This is a genomic window from Arthrobacter sp. 179 (genome assembly GCF_052379645.1).
Classification (GTDB): domain Bacteria; phylum Actinomycetota; class Actinomycetes; order Actinomycetales; family Micrococcaceae; genus Arthrobacter_H.
On the sequence record NZ_JBQSYU010000003.1, the window covers coordinates 62,035 to 77,241 of the forward strand.

General features: G+C 66.7%; 15 protein-coding genes. 9 read left to right on the top strand and 6 right to left on the bottom strand.

The window, feature by feature from the left end; genetic code table 11:
- Positions 1–36 precede the first annotated feature (36 nt).
- The gene (locus ACT3UE_RS02905) at positions 37–366 is read left to right on the top strand and encodes a hypothetical protein (protein WP_444555372.1); all 330 of its coding nucleotides are present in this window, start codon (positions 37–39) and stop codon (positions 364–366) included.
- Here the strand turns inward: ACT3UE_RS02905 and ACT3UE_RS02910 are convergent.
- Positions 363–857: an Lrp/AsnC family transcriptional regulator gene (locus ACT3UE_RS02910; protein ID WP_444555373.1), complete on the bottom strand. Its 495-nt coding sequence runs from the start codon at positions 855–857 to the stop codon at positions 363–365. The genes ACT3UE_RS02905 and ACT3UE_RS02910 overlap by 4 nt on opposite strands.
- Before the next feature lie 203 nt (positions 858–1,060).
- Here ACT3UE_RS02910 and pdhA point away from each other — a divergent pair, with 203 nt between their 5' ends.
- From pdhA to ACT3UE_RS02925, 3 genes are read left to right on the top strand one after another with little or no spacing between them, the layout of a single operon-like run.
- Entirely contained in the window at positions 1,061–2,188 is a 1,128-nt protein-coding gene (gene pdhA / locus ACT3UE_RS02915) for a pyruvate dehydrogenase (acetyl-transferring) E1 component subunit alpha (RefSeq protein WP_444555374.1), read from the top strand.
- The gene (locus ACT3UE_RS02920; RefSeq protein WP_444555375.1) at positions 2,185–3,192 is read left to right on the top strand and encodes an alpha-ketoacid dehydrogenase subunit beta; all 1,008 of its coding nucleotides are present in this window, start codon (positions 2,185–2,187) and stop codon (positions 3,190–3,192) included. The genes pdhA and ACT3UE_RS02920 overlap by 4 nt, the downstream gene beginning before the upstream one ends.
- Entirely contained in the window at positions 3,193–4,605 is a 1,413-nt protein-coding gene (locus tag ACT3UE_RS02925; protein WP_444561742.1) for a dihydrolipoamide acetyltransferase family protein, read from the top strand. It abuts the gene before it with no gap.
- A gap of 83 nt (positions 4,606–4,688) precedes the next feature.
- Here the strand turns inward: ACT3UE_RS02925 and ACT3UE_RS02930 are convergent, their stop codons facing one another.
- Positions 4,689–5,153, bottom strand: a complete 465-nt coding sequence (locus tag ACT3UE_RS02930) for a GNAT family N-acetyltransferase (RefSeq protein ID WP_444555377.1) — start codon at positions 5,151–5,153, stop codon at positions 4,689–4,691.
- A gap of 90 nt (positions 5,154–5,243) precedes the next feature.
- Positions 5,244–5,888: a TetR/AcrR family transcriptional regulator gene (locus ACT3UE_RS02935; RefSeq protein ID WP_444561741.1), complete on the bottom strand. Its 645-nt coding sequence runs from the start codon at positions 5,886–5,888 to the stop codon at positions 5,244–5,246.
- A gap of 160 nt (positions 5,889–6,048) precedes the next feature.
- On the opposite strand from ACT3UE_RS02935, the gene ACT3UE_RS02940 reads away from it, so the two are divergent.
- From ACT3UE_RS02940 to ACT3UE_RS02960, 5 genes are read left to right on the top strand one after another with little or no spacing between them, the layout of a single operon-like run.
- Positions 6,049–7,656, top strand: coding sequence for a carboxyl transferase domain-containing protein (locus ACT3UE_RS02940; protein ID WP_444561740.1), 1,608 nt, complete (start codon positions 6,049–6,051; stop codon positions 7,654–7,656).
- Positions 7,657–7,663: 7 nt separating this feature from the next.
- Positions 7,664–9,694, top strand: coding sequence for an ATP-binding protein (locus ACT3UE_RS02945; RefSeq protein WP_444561739.1), 2,031 nt, complete (start codon positions 7,664–7,666; stop codon positions 9,692–9,694).
- Between the two features lie 10 nt (positions 9,695–9,704).
- Entirely contained in the window at positions 9,705–10,868 is a 1,164-nt protein-coding gene (locus ACT3UE_RS02950) for an acyl-CoA dehydrogenase family protein (protein ID WP_444555381.1), read from the top strand.
- A gap of 9 nt (positions 10,869–10,877) precedes the next feature.
- Positions 10,878–11,414 (top strand): MaoC family dehydratase, encoded by a 537-nt coding sequence (locus ACT3UE_RS02955; RefSeq protein WP_444555382.1) that lies wholly within the window; start codon positions 10,878–10,880, stop codon positions 11,412–11,414.
- The gene (locus tag ACT3UE_RS02960; protein ID WP_444555383.1) at positions 11,411–12,235 is read left to right on the top strand and encodes an HpcH/HpaI aldolase/citrate lyase family protein; all 825 of its coding nucleotides are present in this window, start codon (positions 11,411–11,413) and stop codon (positions 12,233–12,235) included. The genes ACT3UE_RS02955 and ACT3UE_RS02960 overlap by 4 nt, the downstream gene beginning before the upstream one ends.
- 49 nt (positions 12,236–12,284) lie before the next feature.
- On the opposite strand, the gene ACT3UE_RS02965 is transcribed toward ACT3UE_RS02960, so the two are convergent.
- From ACT3UE_RS02965 to ACT3UE_RS02975, 3 genes are all read right to left on the bottom strand, one after another.
- The gene (locus ACT3UE_RS02965) at positions 12,285–12,884 is read right to left on the bottom strand and encodes a recombinase family protein (RefSeq protein ID WP_444555384.1); all 600 of its coding nucleotides are present in this window, start codon (positions 12,882–12,884) and stop codon (positions 12,285–12,287) included.
- Between the two features lie 125 nt (positions 12,885–13,009).
- Positions 13,010–13,822 carry an AAA family ATPase gene (locus ACT3UE_RS02970; protein ID WP_301422380.1) on the bottom strand — a complete coding sequence of 271 codons (813 nt, stop codon included), beginning with the start codon at positions 13,820–13,822 and terminating at the stop codon, positions 13,010–13,012.
- The gene (locus ACT3UE_RS02975; protein WP_301422379.1) at positions 13,822–15,207 is read right to left on the bottom strand and encodes a Mu transposase C-terminal domain-containing protein; all 1,386 of its coding nucleotides are present in this window, start codon (positions 15,205–15,207) and stop codon (positions 13,822–13,824) included. Before ACT3UE_RS02975 ends, ACT3UE_RS02970 begins: the two co-directional genes overlap by 1 nt.

A 15,207-nucleotide genomic window follows, 5' to 3' on the forward strand; every position in this document is an offset into this window, starting at 1 on the left:
CTTCACCGGGCGGTCCCGCCGGACTACGCTGGGGCCATGTCCAGTTCGTGGTCCATCGCCTCGCAGGATTCGTTCCTGAGCATCGGTAGCGCCGGGTCCGTGCTGTCGATCTGCTCGGTGGGCAGCATCGGGTCGATCGGATCGGTGGGTAGTGCCGTCTCGGCGTTCAGCATGGCCAGTTCCCTGAGCGCCGGCTCCGCGATGTCCTGGCTCGGGGTGGGCACGGTGATGTCCTCCGCGGGCCTGGGTACCGTCATGGGAGCGCCCGTCGCCGGACGGCCGGTCCCGCACGCGGTGCTCCAGTCGGTCCTGATCGCCGGAGCGTGCGCCGTGGCCGTCTGGGGAGCCGGGCGCATCCGCCATTAGTTCCGGACGGTCGCCGAGGGGCCTCCTTCGGCCCCGCGTTCCAGCAGCGGGCGCATCCGGTGGGGGATCAGTTCTGCCATCGACAGCGAGGTGTCCGCGCGTTCGATGCCGTCGATGTCCAGGATCGCGCCGTTGACCCGGAAGAGGTCCTCGGCGCCGCGGGCCACGACGGTGGCCAGGATATCGGCCGTCCCGCTGAGCCCGTGGGCTTCCACGACCTCGGGGATGCGGGCCAGCGCGGCGGTGATCTCACCGAGCTTCTTCTGCTGGACGTGGATGTGGACGAAGCTGGTCAACGGATAGCCCAGGGCCGCGGGGTTGACCCGGCGTTCGAAGGAAAGGAAGGCCCCGTGGTTCTCCAGCCGGTTCAAGCGCGCCTGCACCGTATTGCGCGATAGACCCAGCGTCGTCGCCAGGGCCACGGTGGTTGCCTTCGGGTCCAGGGCCAGGGCCCCCAACAGTCTGTGATCAACCTCATCCAAGTCAGCCATAGTGCGCAACGCTATCAGGTACTACCGGGTGGTTACCGTGCAGAGTGCTCAGTAGATATATTGATGGTTGTGCGCAGTGCGTCTTGTGAGTACCGTCACAGGTAGGGAACGACGATGAAGTCCGCCCCGCCGTTCGGACACCGGATCACCCATCCGGCAACCAGCGAGTCGGCCGACGAACAACGAAGGACGCAGCGCAGACCATGACTAATCCACAGGCAGCCGGCGAGCGGGGCGAGGAGCTGATCCAGCTCATCGACCCCAGCGGACGCCGCACCCCGCATGGGGAATTCGATCCCTGGGTCGACGACATCGAGGTGGAGGCCCTGCGCCGCCTCCATACCGACATGGTGGCCATCCGCCGTGTCGACCAGGAAGGCACGGCGCTCCAGCGTCAGGGCGAACTCGCCCTCTGGCCACCGTTGCTGGGCCAGGAAGCAGCACAGATCGGCGCCGGCCGGGCCCTGGAGGATGACGATTTCATCTTCCCCTCCTACCGCGAAACCGGGCTGGCCTACTGCCGCGGGATCAGCGCCGAGGACACCCTGCGCGTCTGGCGCGGCAACGCCTACAGCGGCTGGGACCCCTTCGGCAAGAACATGGCGACACCGCAGATCATCATCGGGGCCCAGGCCCTGCATGCGGTCGGCTATGCCATGGGCATCAAATACGACGGCGGGTCGCAGGCGGCCATCACTTTCTTCGGTGACGGGGCCACCAGCCAGGGCGACGTCAACGAGGCCATGGTCTTCGCCGCCAGTTACCAGGCGCCGGTGGTCTTCTTCTGCCAGAACAACCATTGGGCCATCTCCGAACCGGTCGGGGTCCAGAGCCTGACCAACATCGCCGACCGGTCACCCGGTTTCGGCATCCCCTCGCTGCGCGTGGACGGCAACGACGTGCTGGCCTGCCTGGCGGCCACCCGGATCGCCCTGGATCGGGCCCGCAGCGGCAACGGCCCCACGTTCATCGAGGCGGTGACCTACCGGATGGGCCCGCACACCACGGCGGATGACCCCACGCGCTACCGCGATGCCAACGAACTGGACCTCTGGGCCGCCAAGGACCCGATCGAACGCCTCGAACGGCATCTGGTGGACCTCGGCGTCGACGAGGCCGAACTGAAGGCAGCCGCCGGGGAGGTGGCCGATTCGGTGGCCGCCAGCCTGCGCCAGGGCATCATCGGCCTTCAGGACCCGGAGCCGATGGAGGTCTTCGAGAACGTCTATTCGCAGCCGCATGCGGCCCTGGACCGCCAGCGCGAACACTATGCGCTGTACCGGGAACAATTCGCCGACGCTTCGTCGGCCACGGAAGAGGGTGCCCGATGAGCAAGCTGACATTCGGCAAAGCCCTGAATGCGGGCATGCGCCAGTCCATGGAAGCGGACCCGAAGGTCGTTCTCATGGGGGAGGACATCGGCAAGCTCGGTGGGGTCTTCCGCATCACCGACGGGCTGCAGAAGGACTTCGGCGAACACCGGGTCATCGACACCCCGCTGGCCGAATCAGGGATCGTCGGCACCGCCGTCGGCATGGCCTACCGCGGGTTCAGGCCCGTGGTGGAGATCCAGTTCGATGGTTTCGTCTACCCGGCCTTCGACCAGATCGTCAGCCAGGTCGCCAAACTGCACTACCGCACGCACGGGATGGTCTCCATGCCGCTGACCATTCGGATCCCCTTCGGCGGGGGCATCGGGTCCCCCGAGCACCACTCGGAGTCCCCGGAAGCCTATTTCGCCCATACGGCAGGATTGCGCGTGGTCAGCCCCTCGACCCCGCAGGACGCCTACGTCATGATGCAGCAGGCGATCGCCTGTGATGATCCGGTGGTCTTCTTCGAGCCCAAGCGCCGCTATCACGAGCGCGGTGACGTCGATCTCGAGGCGGCCCTGACGGGACCCGAAATGGGCAGCGCCGCCGTGCGCCGTCCGGGCACCGATGTCACGCTGGTGGCCTATGGAGCCCAGGTCAAGACGGCACTTGCGGCAGCCACCGCAGCGGAGGACGACGATATCTCCGTCGAGGTCATCGATCTGCGGTCGATCTCGCCGATCGACTTCGACACCATCGCGGCCTCGGTGAGGAAGACCGGCCGCCTGGTGGTGACCCATGAGGCCAGCCAGAACCTGGGCCTCGGGGCCGAAATCACCGCGGGGATCACCGAACGCTGCTTCTACCAGCTCGAGCATGCCCCCGTGCGGGTGACGGGCTTCGACATCCCCTACCCGTATTCGAAGCTGGAAATGCACCACCTGCCCGACCTGGACCGCATCCTCGATGGTGTGGACCGGGTGATGGACCGTCCCAACTCCCTGAGCAGTCTGGAAGGCTAGATGAGTACAGTGCTGAAGGTTTTCAAGCTTCCCGATCTCGGCGAAGGACTGACCGAATCCGAAATCGTCAACTGGAAGATCGCCGTGGGCGATTCCGTCCAGTTGAACCAGATCATTGCCGAGGTGGAAACCGCCAAGGCCGTCGTCGAATTGCCCAGCCCCTATTCGGGGGTCGTCACCGAGTTGCACGAACAGCCCGGTACCGTGGTGGAGGTCGGCAACCCGATCGTGTCCTTCGACGTTCCCGGCGAGGCCGGGTCCGGGGATTCGCCCGTGGGCCCGGCGGCCCCGGAGGACGCCGACGAGGCTCCCGCCCAGCGCGAACCCACCTTGGTGGGCTATGGCGCCGAGGTCGAGACCGGGAAGCGTCCGGCCCGCAAGGCCCGTCGCCAGGGGACGGTCGGTGCCCCGCCTCGTGCCGCAGCGCCCGCCCCCGAGGCGGCCCCGGCGGAGCCGGCCCCCGCGATGGGTGAAGCTGCCGCGGAACGACCACGCTCCACGCCTCCGGTCCGCAAGCTTGCCCGTGATCTGGGCCTCGACCTGGAGCGGCTCGACGGCAGCGGCCCGCGCGGACTGATCACCCGGGACGACGTCAACGCAGCCCATGCTGCCGGGGCCCCGGCCGGGACGGGTTCCCCCTCCGCGACCGGGGAGACCGGCCTGCCGTCCGGCGCAATGGCTGCCGGGGCAGTACGCACCCTGGGAGGGCAACCGCGCGAGGTGCGCAGCCCGATCAAGGGGATGCGCAAGCATACGGCGCAGGCCATGGTGGACAGTGCCTTCACCGCGCCGCATGTCACCGAGTTCCTGACCCTCGACGTGACCCCCATGATGGAGCTGCTGGCCCGGCTGCGTGCCGACCGCGCCTACCAGGACATGAAGCTCACCCCGCTGACGATCGCGGCCAAGGCCGTCTGCATCGCCCTCGAACGCCAGCCGACGCTGAACTCCCGGTGGGATGCCGCGGCCGGGGAGATCGTCCAGCAGAACTACGTCAACCTCGGCATCGCCGCGGCCACCCCCCGTGGTCTCATGGTGCCCAACCTCAAGGACGCCCAGGGTCTGGACTTCAGGGCCATGGCCGATGCCCTGCGTGATCTGGCGCTCACGGCCAAGGCCGGCAAGTCCGCACCGGAGGATCTGCGCGGGGGAACGTTCTCGATCACGAACATCGGGGTCTTCGGCATCGATGCCGGCACCCCGATCCTGAACCCGGGGGAGGCGGCCATCCTGGCCCTGGGGCAGGTCCGTGAACAGCCGTGGGGCTACCACGGGGAGGTGGTGCTGCGTCAGCTGACCACGCTGAGCCTGTCCTTCGACCACCGCGTCGTCGACGGGGAACAGGGATCGCGGTTCCTGGCCGACGTGGGCACGATCATGTCCGATCCGGGCATGCTCATCACGATGCTCTAGCCGGACCGGGCCCGAAAAAGGGGCTGCCTCGCCGCGGATCCGCGGCGGGGCAGCCCCTTTTTCGTCTCAGGAGGGAAGCGGCCTCAGGCCAGTTCCATGATGTATTCCTTCACCACCGCGGCCCGGGCGTTGGCGAAACCATCGACCTCGCCGATGATCGTGAAACCACGACGTTCCAGGACCTTCTGGCTGCCGATGTTGTCCGTGACCACGCGGGCCCGGATCGGGCGTTCGGTGATCTCGCTGAGGAAGGCGTCCACGGCGGCGGTGGTCACCCCCTGCCCCCAGTATTTCCTGTCGGTCCAGAAGTCCAGCTCGATGACTTCGTCGTGGGAGTCCGCCATGACGTAGCCGACGGCCCGGCCGTCCTGCTCGATCGCCCGGACGGTGGCCTTCTGGTCGTTGAGGATCAGCGACCAGTGATGGTCGAACACCCCTCGGTCCGCGGGGTTCTTGGCGGTGAATGCGGCCATGACATTGGCCTGGGGATCCTGCTGGTGTTCAAAGAACCAATCCAGGTCCGCTGGCTCAACTGGGCGAAGCTTCACGGTCAGTACCTCTCTACGACAACGGTGTTCTTTCTCGGTCCGGCCGGCCGGTGGACGCGATTCCTCCCAGCCTACCGTTGTGATGCGGGCCTAGCCTACCGGGGCTTTCAGCGCCGCCAACGCCATGGAGACCAGACGGCGTCGCCGGGTCAGCGGATCGGCATCGGAGCGGTGGGCCGAGTGCGGGGTCGAGTTGATCAGCCCCAGGACCGATTGGGCCCGGAAACGAGCCGCCGATTCGCCCTCCCCGGGGTGGAGCAGCCGCAATTGTCTGGCCCAGATCTCGATGTAGGAGCGCTGTAGACGCCGCACCGTGGACTGGTCGGCCTCGGACAGGCTGGCCATGTCCCGATCCTGGACCCGGATCACATTGCGGTGGCCCAGGGCGAAGTCGGCATGGAAGCGGACCAGCTCACCGAGCACCTCCTCGGGGCTGCCACCGGCCCGGGCCACGGCGCTTCCGCCGTCGTGCAGGTCGTGGCTGACCTCGGTGAGCAGGGCACCGAGCACCGCCGCCTTTCCGGGGAAGTGGCGGTAGACGGCCGGGCCGCTGATGCCCGACGCCGAGCCGAGGTCCTCGATGGAGACCCCGTGGTAGCCGTGGGTGGCGAAGAGTCGGGCCGCTTCGGCCAGCAGGGTGGAGCGGCGTGAGGCCTTGGCCTGGCTGCGGCCCGTGGTTTCACCGGTGGCGTTCACCGCGTCGGGCGCCGCCAGGGGCTCGGGTTGTTGCTGCACGGCGCTACTCCATCCGCTAGCGTGAGTTGGCCCACAAGAGGTGCTGGACATTTCAGTTAATGAATACTAACGTCTATTTCAGTTAGTACCTATTAACTCAAACTATTGGTTGTCTCCGTGTGGAACGGCAACCACCCCCGACGCCGAGGAAGAGCTACCGATGGAAACCCTGGCCTCCCACCTGGACCCGGCGGCCGACGTCTTCGCCGAGAACGACGCCGCCCAGCGCGCCCTCGTGACCGAATTGCGTGACCGTCTGGATACCGTCGCCCGCGGCGGCAGCGAAAAATCCCGCCGCCGGCATATCGACCGCGGAAAGATGCTTCCCCGCGAACGCGTGGACGCGCTGCTCGACGAGGGATCACCGTTCCTGGAGATCGCCCCGCTGGCCGCGGAGGGGATGTACGACGGCGATTGCCCCGGCGCCGGAGTCATCGCCGGGATCGGTCTGGTCCATGGCCGCCAGATCCTGGTCATCTCCAACGACGCCACCGTCAAGGGCGGCACCTACTATCCGATGACGGTCAAGAAGCACCTCAGGGCCCAGGAGATCGCCTTGGAGAACCATCTTCCCTGCGTCTACCTGGTCGACTCCGGAGGCGCCTTCCTGCCCCGCCAGGACGAGGTCTTCCCCGACCGCGACCACTTCGGGCGCATCTTCTACAACCAGGCCAACCTCTCGGCCCGCAAGATCCCGCAGATCGCCGCGGTCATGGGCTCCTGCACCGCCGGGGGCGCCTACGTGCCGGCCATGAGCGACGAGACGGTGATGGTCCGCAACCAGGGGACGATCTTCCTGGGCGGACCACCGCTGGTGAAGGCGGCCACCGGCGAGGTCGTCACGGCCGAGGAGCTCGGCGGGGCGGAACTGCATTCGAAGACCTCGGGGGTCAGCGACCACATCGCCGAGGACGATGGCCATGCCCTGCAGATCGTCCGGGACATCGTCGAAACGCTCCCGCCGCCGGCCGAACCGGCCTGGGACGTCATCGAATCCAAGGACCCCGTCGCCGATCCCGAGCAGCTCTACGGGGCGGTCCCGGTCGACGTCAACGGCCGCTACGACGTCCACGAGGTCATTGCCCGGATCACCGACGGCAGCGGCTTCCACGAATTCAAATCCGGCTACGGGACCACGCTGATCACCGGCTTCGCCCGCATCCACGGCCACCCGGTCGGGATCGTGGCGAACAACGGCGTGCTCTTCTCCGAATCCGCGCTCAAGGGCGCCCACTTCATCGAACTCTGCGACCAGCGCGGCATCCCGCTGGTGTTCCTGCAGAACATCTCCGGCTTCATGGTCGGACGCGACTACGAAGCCGGCGGCATCGCCAAGAACGGCGCGAAGATGGTCACCGCCGTGGCGACCTGCCGGGTCCCGAAACTCACCGTCGTCATCGGCGGTTCCTTCGGTGCCGGGAACTACTCGATGTGCGGGCGGGCCTACTCGCCGCGCTTCTTGTGGATGTGGCCTGCGGCCCGCATCTCGGTCATGGGCGGCGCCCAGGCCGCCTCGGTGCTCTCCACGGTCAAACGCGACGGGATCGAACGCTCCGGCGAATCCTGGAGCGAGGACGCGGAAGAGGCCTTCAAGGAGCCGATCCGCGAACAATACGAAGACCAGGGCAACCCCTACTACTCCACCGCGCGCCTCTGGGACGACGGAATCATCGACCCCGCCGACACCCGCCGGGTGCTCGGCCTCGCCCTGGACGTCTGCGCCACCGAACCCCTGCCGGACACCTCGTTCGGCGTCTTCAGGATGTGATCCCCCGATGACCGAAAACCACGTAGAGTCACCGCTCTTCGATACCGTGCTCGTCGCCAACCGTGGCGAGATCGCCGTCCGGGTCATCCGGACGCTGCGCCGGCTGGGGATCCGCTCCGTCGCCGTCTACTCCGAAGCCGACGCCGGGGCCCGCCATGTCCGGGAAGCCGACGACGCCGTCTGCCTGGGCCCGGCGGCCGCCGCCGCAAGCTACCTGAACATCGACGCCGTGCTGAATGCCTGCCGCACTTCCGGCGCCCAGGCGGTCCACCCCGGCTACGGGTTCCTGTCCGAGAACCTCGAGTTCGCGCGCGCACTGGAGGGTTCCGGGATCACCTTCATCGGCCCCAGCGCCCATTCCATCAACCTCATGGGCGATAAGATCCGGGCCAAGAACCATGTGGCCAGCCACGGTGTCCCCGTCGTCCCCGGGGTCGCCGATCCCGGGATGGACGATGCCGCCCTGATCGCGGCGGCGGCCGACGTCGGATTCCCGCTGCTGATCAAGCCCTCCGCCGGCGGCGGCGGCAAGGGAATGCATGCGGTGGAGTCCGCGGCCGAGCTGCCCGCCACCTTGCAGACCGCCCGCCGGGTGGCGAAGAGCTCCTTCGGCGACGACACGCTGCTGCTCGAACGCCTGGTGCGCAGCCCCCGGCATATCGAGGTCCAGATCCTGGCCGATACCCACGGGCACACCATCCACCTGGGCGAACGTGAATGCTCGCTGCAGCGCCGGCACCAGAAGGTCATCGAAGAGGCGCCCGCACCGCTGCTGCAGATGCAGGACGGTGGCGCCGGGATCCGCGAGCGGATCGGCCAGGCGGCAGTGAATGCGGCCCGCTCGGTGGATTACGTCGGGGCCGGAACCGTGGAGTTCCTGGTCTCGGACGAGAACCCCGACGAATTCTTCTTCATGGAGATGAACACCCGTCTGCAGGTCGAGCACCCGGTGACCGAGGAAGTCGTGCGCTTCAACGGCGCACGGGTGGACCTGGTCGAATGGCAGATCCGGGTCGCCGCCGGCCGGGTGCTCGAGCTCGATCAGCAGGCCCTGTCCCTGGAAGGCCACGCCATCGAGGCCCGCGTCTACGCCGAGGACCCGGCCCAGGGGTTCCTGCCCTCCATCGGGACGATCCTGCGCGCCGAAGACCCCGTCGGTGAAGGCATCCGCGTCGACTCGGGCATCGCCACCGGCTCCGACATCACCCCCGACTACGATCCGATGCTGGCCAAGGTCATCGCCCACGGCGACGATCGGGTCCAGGCCCTGGCCCGGATTGACACGGCGCTGGCCGAAACCGTCATCCTCGGCGTCGAAACCAACCTCGAATACCTCAGGGCGCTGATCGCCGAACCCGATGTGCAGGCCGGACGTCTGGACACCACCTTCATCGACCGGTGGGGGATCCAGGACAAACGCAGCCCGAGCGAAGACGAGTTGCGGTCGATCGCCCGCTGCTTCCTGGCCGTGGAACCGGCCACCATCCCACGCTTCGGAGCCTGGGCATCGGATGGCTGGCGCCTGGGCAGCCACCGGGAACGGACCCTGGCCCTGGAGATCGACGGCGAACTGCATATGGTGACCCTGCCTCCGGAGGGCGACGGCGCCGACGGGGCAACGGCCTCCGACGTCGTCCCCGCCTTCGCCGAAGTCCCGGCCAGTGCGGGACGCGAAGCCTGGATCGCCTCGGGCGGCTATGGCGCCCATGTGCGCTGGCTTGACCGCCGCGCCGTTGTGCACCGCCGACTGGCCAGCCTCGAACGCGAGGAAGCCGGCGGCGACCCCGAATCCCGGTCACCGATGCCCGGCACCGTCGTCTCGGTGCTGGTCTCCACCGGCGACCACGTCGAGGTTGGCCAACCGTTGCTGGCCGTGGAGGCGATGAAGATGGAACATCCCCTCGTCGCCGGCCTGACCGGCACCGCCACCATCCATGTCGCCGTCGGGGACCACGTCTCCGCCGGGGCCTCGGTGGCCACCGTGACCCCCGAGACCACGGGCGCCGACGCGCCCGCTACCGAAACCACCACCAGCTAAGGACCCCTCCATGCCGAACCTCGAACTCGACGACGACTACCAGGACCTTTCCGATACAGTCCGCGACTTCGCCGACAACGTCGTCGCCCCCGTCTCCGCCAAACACGACGAGGAGCACAGCTTCCCCTACGACGTCGTCTCCCAGATGGGGGAGATGGGCCTGTTCGGCCTGCCCTTCCCCGAAGAACACGGCGGCATGGGCGGGGACTACTTCGCCCTGTCGTTGGCCCTGGAACAGCTGGGCCGGGTCGACCAGTCGGTCGCGATCACCCTGGAGGCAGGGGTCTCGCTCGGCGCCATGCCGATCTACCGTTTCGGCACCGACGCGCAGAAGGAACAGTGGCTACCGCAGTTGGCCAGCGGGCAGGCGCTGGCAGGTTTCGGCCTGACAGAACCCGAGGCAGGCTCCGATGCCGGTGGAACCCGCACCACGGCTCGTGAAGAGAACGGGAACTGGGTGATCAACGGCAATAAGGAGTTCATCACCAACTCCGGCACCGACATCACCCGCCTGGTCACCGCCACCGCCGTCACCGGGACCTCGACGCGGGCCGACGGTTCGGAGAAGAAGGAGATCTCCACCATCCTGGTGCCCACCGACACCGAGGGCTTCACCGCGGAGAGGGCCTATAACAAGGTCGGCTGGAACGCCTCGGATACGCACCCGCTGACGTTCAAGGACGTCACCGTCCCGCAGGAGAACCTGCTGGGTCAGCGCGGCCGAGGCTTCGCTAACTTCCTGTCCATCCTCGATGAGGGGCGCATTGCCATTGCCGCCCTGGCCACCGGCGCCGCCCAGGGGTGCGTGGACGAATCGGTCCGCTACGCCAAGGAGCGCACCGCATTCGGCCAGAACATCGGAAAGTTCCAGGCCGTCTCATTCAAGATCGCCCGCATGCAGGCCCGCGCCCACAGCGCCCGGCTGGCCTACTATGGTGCCGCCTCGAAGATGCTCGCCGGCAAGCCGTTCACCACCGAGGCCGCCATGGCCAAACTGATCGCCGGCGAAGCGGCGATGGACAACGCCCGGGACGCGACCCAGGTCTTCGGCGGCTACGGCTTCATGAACGAGTTCGTCGTCGCCCGTCACTACCGGGATTCGAAGATCCTCGAGATCGGCGAAGGCACCACCGAGGTGCAGCTGATGCTCATTGCCCGCGAACTCGGACTCTAGGAGAAGGATATGAACGCTGATGCAGCGAACGACGGCGGCACCCCGGCTCCGGGGCGGCGCGTGGTCGAACGCGGGCTCTACTTCGATGAACTCGAGGTCGGGACCGTCTACGCACACAGCCCGGGGCGGACGATGACCGAGACGGACAACGTCCTGTTCACCACGATGACCATGAACACCCAGGCCCTGCACCTGGACGCGGCCTTCAGCGCCACCCAGCCTTTCGGGCAGCGCCTGGTGAACTCGATGTTCACCCTCGCCACCCTGGTCGGCCAGTCGGTGGGACAGCTGACCCAGGGCACGATCATCGGACAGCTGGGTCTGAACGACGTGAACTTCCCCCACCCGCTCTTCCACGGGGACACGCTGTATACCGAAACCGAGATCACCGGGCTGCGTCCCTCGAAGTCCAGGCCCGGGCAGGGGATCGCCACCATGAAGCACACCGGGCACAACCAGGACGGTGAGGTGGTGGCCGAGGCTTCGCGCACCGTGCTGATGTGGACCGAGGCCGGACACCTGGATGCCGGGAAGAAGCAGTCATGAGCGATACCTCTGCACCGGCCTTCACTATGGGGCCGGCCATCCTCTTCTGCCCCGCAGACCGGCCCGAACGCTATGCCAAGGCCTCCGCCCGGGCCGACGCGGTGATCATCGACCTCGAGGACGCCGTGGCACCCACCGATAAGCCGGCGGCCCGACGATCGGTGGTGGACACGCCCTTGGATCCGGGACGTACGATCGTCCGGGTGAACCCCGTGGACACCGAGGACTTCGCCGAAGACCTGGCGGCTGTGGGGGAGACCGCCTACAGCACCGTGATGCTGGCCAAGACCGAAACCGTCGAACAGCTCAGGCAGTTGGCCGACTATCGGGTCATCGCCCTGTGCGAGACGGCGCTGGGTGTACTCAACGCGCCGGCCATCGCCGCCGAGCCCAACGTCGTGGCGCTCATGTGGGGAGCCGAGGACCTGGTCGCCTCCCTTGGGGGGACCTCCAGCCGGCACGACGACGGTTCCTACCGTGACGTCGCCGTCCATGCCAGGGCAGCCGTCCTGCTGGCCGCAGGGGCTTATGGGAAGGCCGGCATCGACTCCGTCTACATCAACATCCCCGACACCGAGGGTCTCGCCGCCGAGACCCGTGACGCGGTCGCCAGCGGATTCGCCGCCAAGGCCAGCATCCACCCGGCCCAGATGACGGTGATCCGGGCCGCCTACGCCCCCGACCCGGAAGCGGTGCAGCGGGCCCGGGCCATTCTGGAGGCGGCACGCACCGCCTCGGGGGTCTTCTCCTTCGAGGGACAGATGGTCGACGAGCCCTTGCTGCGCCATGCCCGCCGTCTGGTGGCCCGTATCGACGGCTAGCGGGCCGGTGTCGTTTTTCGAATACGACTGCACGGGCAGGACAGCAGTGTCAGCGGTTGTCTTCCTTTAAGTTCCGCAGCCGCCCGCGTTCAATGGCTCGATAGACAGTGGAGCGACCGACGCTAAACAGCTCAGCTAGCTCCGCCTTGCTGTGTTCCCCAGCGGCGTGCAGTTCGAGGAGGTGCTCTTCCTGCTTCGCTGAGAGTTTGGGCTGCTTGCCCCGCAGCCTGCCCTTGGCCTTGGCAACCTTCATTCCTTCGCGGGTGCGCATCCGAATAAGGTCAGCTTCGAACTCGGAGATCATCGCCAACACGTTGAACAGGAGTTTGCCCATTGGGTCGGTAGGGTCATGGACGGAACCGCCGATGCTGAGTTTGATTTCGCGTCTGGCGAGGTCATCGGCAATTTCGTGGGCGTCCCGGACGGAGCGGGCTAGGCGATCCAGCTTGGTAACGACGAAGGTATCCCCAGCTCGGCATGCGGCCAAGGCTTCGCGTAGGCCGGCACGATTCTTGTTGGTGCCGGTAAACCCATGATCAACATAGATGCGTTCCGAGGTGACGCCCAGGGCTGCTAGGGCATCACGCTGCGCGGTGAGGTCTTGCTCTTCCGTGGACACGCGTGCATAGCCGATGATGATCTCAGACATGCAGATCAGTGTGTCACATAAGGACCCGTCACCGGACGACTCGCCGGACGGGTCTTACGGGACGGTGATGGCTTGGCTGTGGAGTTTGGCGCTCTTTGGCGGCGTTTTGTGATCGCTCTGAGTCATTAGCTGCCGATGACGAGGATGCTGGCGGCGGCTTCGACGACGTCGTCGGTGATGGTGTCGAGCTGGTTGATCCTGAGCACCCGGCTTATTTGGGGGAAGAGCCGTTCGAGGAGCCGGAAGTTGCCGCGGGTGATCCGTTCAATCGCCGCTATGGCTTGCGCGTCGGTGAAGTCATCGGGGTCGAGGGTTTTTCCGAGCCGTTTCCAGTGACGGTCCAGGACGAACAGGAGCTCCTCGCGTCCGAGGGTGCGGTATTGGTGTGAGAATCCGAGCCGGCTGTAAAGCTGCGGGTAGTGACGGAATCGTTCGTCGATGCCGGGCATGCCGATCAGGATCATCGCGAGATGGGTCCGGTCGTGTTGGTCGCGGAGAAGTTCCAGGGCAGTGGGGGTCAGCCGTTCGGCTTCGTCGACGATGAGCAGCTCGACGAGACGAGTGAGGTCTCCTTGTTTTACCGTCACCACTTCGGGTTTGAGGGACTGGAGGTGCTCTTCGACGCAGATCCCGACTTTGATCTGCCAGTGCGCGAGCTCGGCCATGAGATCCCTGGGCCGGCAGAGGACTTCGGGTGTGTAGAAGACGGTGCGGGATCGGTTCGCGAGGGCATAGTGCTTTGCGTCGTGGTCTCCGCGGGGTCCCCACTCGTTGATGTAGGCCTCGAGCGCGTCCCAGTTCGCGTAGCGGCGGGCGGAGTTGGTTTTCCCGACGCCGGCCGCGCCGTGGCAGATCCCGATGGTCTTCTCTTTCCGCACGGCGTTGGCGAACTCGGTGAAGCGCCGGTGCTCTTTGGTGACGATGAATGCCTGGTTCATCACTCGTCCTCTTCGTAGGTGCGCAGCCGTGGCCGCCGTTTCGTGGTTTCGGGGTTGCGGGGTTCTTCGCGGGTGTAAACGGTGGGGATGCGGTCGTTGATGGCGCGGCGTAGTTGTTTGCGGCGGGCCCGGCGGGCGGTTTCGATATCGCGGAGGCTGAGGCGAAGGTTGGGGTGGGCTTCGTCGATGGCGGTGCAGATGAACGTGTCCCGGTCGTATACGCGGATCTCGGAGATGTCGCGCGGGTCGTACCGGATTGTGATGGTGTGTCCGACGAAGGGGGCCAGGGTCGGGGCGAGGTAGCGCTGGCCTTGGAAATGGATGCCGTCGCGTTGCACGACCCGGCTCTTCGGAACGGTGAGGAGCAGCCCGTCGAGTTCTTCCAGGCTCTGCGGCATGCGGGGAAGCCAGCCATCGCCAACCCACGCGTCGCGCGGCGAGATCCCCAGCTCGCTGTGGACCCTGTCGTTATAGGTGCCAATGAAGTCGCCGACCGCTCCGTCGAGCCCTGCAAGATCGAGGACGGGTGTTGGTGCCCGGCTGCCGGAGCCGAGATGGCCAGGTAGCGCAGCCAGAAGCTCGGTGTTGATGGTGCCGAAGAACCGCTCGATCTTCCCCCGCCCCTGGGGCCGGCCGACGGTTGAGTGGATGATCCTGATATGCAGGGCGATAGCAGTTCTCTCAAGATGGTGGCTGGTGAAGTCGGAGCCGTGGTCCACGTGCAGGATGTCGGGGATCCCGCACATCGCCCAGGTGGGGTCCGTTTTCCGCCAGATTGCCTGCCGGAGGGCAAGGGCGGTGTTAATCGCTGACGGGGTGTCGGTGAAGACCATGTATCCGCAGATGGCGCGGGAGTAGTCATCCATCACGGTGGTCAGCCAAGGCCGGTCGGGTTTCCCATCAGCCCCGACGATGAGGATGTCGAGCTCGGTGTGGTCTGACTGCCATGTCTGGTTCGGATGTTCCGCGCGGCGGCGGAAGACCAGCTCGTGCTTGTCCCGATACGACGCGGGCCCCTCAAGCGCCAGCGTGACCATGGCCGGATCGAGGGCCTGCACGATCTGCCGGACAGTTGCATAGCTCGGCGCCGGCAGCTCGCGCTGTTGCGCATCGGTGGCGGCAAGGCGATGCAACGTGGAGATGCCTGGGCGTGGCCGGGTGAGTGCCAAACGTTCAATGAACGCGACCGTCTCGCTCGACGTTCGGCGGACGCCTTTGTCGCTGCGTGGGTTGGGTTCGAGGGCCGAGATGCCGCCTTGCCGGTAGAGCCGGTTCCAACGTTGCAGCGCCCGGACGGAGATTCCGGTCTCCCGGGCAAGGACAGCGAGCGGGATCTGGTCCTCGACATGAAGCCGAAGAACACGCCACCGCTCCGCCGCGTCCAC

What these genes read in the sequence shown, in the direction of transcription:
- ACT3UE_RS02905 (WP_444555372.1), top strand. Translation starts at nt 37, where the DNA reads ATGTCCAGTTCGTGGTCCATCGCCTCGCAGGATTCGTTCCTGAGCATC.
- pdhA (WP_444555374.1), top strand. Translation starts at nt 1,061, where the DNA reads ATGACTAATCCACAGGCAGCCGGCGAGCGGGGCGAGGAGCTGATCCAG.
- ACT3UE_RS02945 (WP_444561739.1), top strand. Translation starts at nt 7,664, where the DNA reads ATGACCGAAAACCACGTAGAGTCACCGCTCTTCGATACCGTGCTCGTC.
- ACT3UE_RS02970 (WP_301422380.1), bottom strand. Translation starts at nt 13,822, where the DNA reads ATGAACCAGGCATTCATCGTCACCAAAGAGCACCGGCGCTTCACCGAG.
- ACT3UE_RS02940 (WP_444561740.1), top strand. Translation starts at nt 6,049, where the DNA reads ATGGAAACCCTGGCCTCCCACCTGGACCCGGCGGCCGACGTCTTCGCC.
- ACT3UE_RS02955 (WP_444555382.1), top strand. Translation starts at nt 10,878, where the DNA reads ATGAACGCTGATGCAGCGAACGACGGCGGCACCCCGGCTCCGGGGCGG.
- ACT3UE_RS02965 (WP_444555384.1), bottom strand. Translation starts at nt 12,884, where the DNA reads ATGTCTGAGATCATCATCGGCTATGCACGCGTGTCCACGGAAGAGCAA.
- ACT3UE_RS02950 (WP_444555381.1), top strand. Translation starts at nt 9,705, where the DNA reads ATGCCGAACCTCGAACTCGACGACGACTACCAGGACCTTTCCGATACA.
- ACT3UE_RS02925 (WP_444561742.1), top strand. Translation starts at nt 3,193, where the DNA reads ATGAGTACAGTGCTGAAGGTTTTCAAGCTTCCCGATCTCGGCGAAGGA.
- ACT3UE_RS02910 (WP_444555373.1), bottom strand. Translation starts at nt 857, where the DNA reads ATGGCTGACTTGGATGAGGTTGATCACAGACTGTTGGGGGCCCTGGCC.
- ACT3UE_RS02960 (WP_444555383.1), top strand. Translation starts at nt 11,411, where the DNA reads ATGAGCGATACCTCTGCACCGGCCTTCACTATGGGGCCGGCCATCCTC.
- ACT3UE_RS02920 (WP_444555375.1), top strand. Translation starts at nt 2,185, where the DNA reads ATGAGCAAGCTGACATTCGGCAAAGCCCTGAATGCGGGCATGCGCCAG.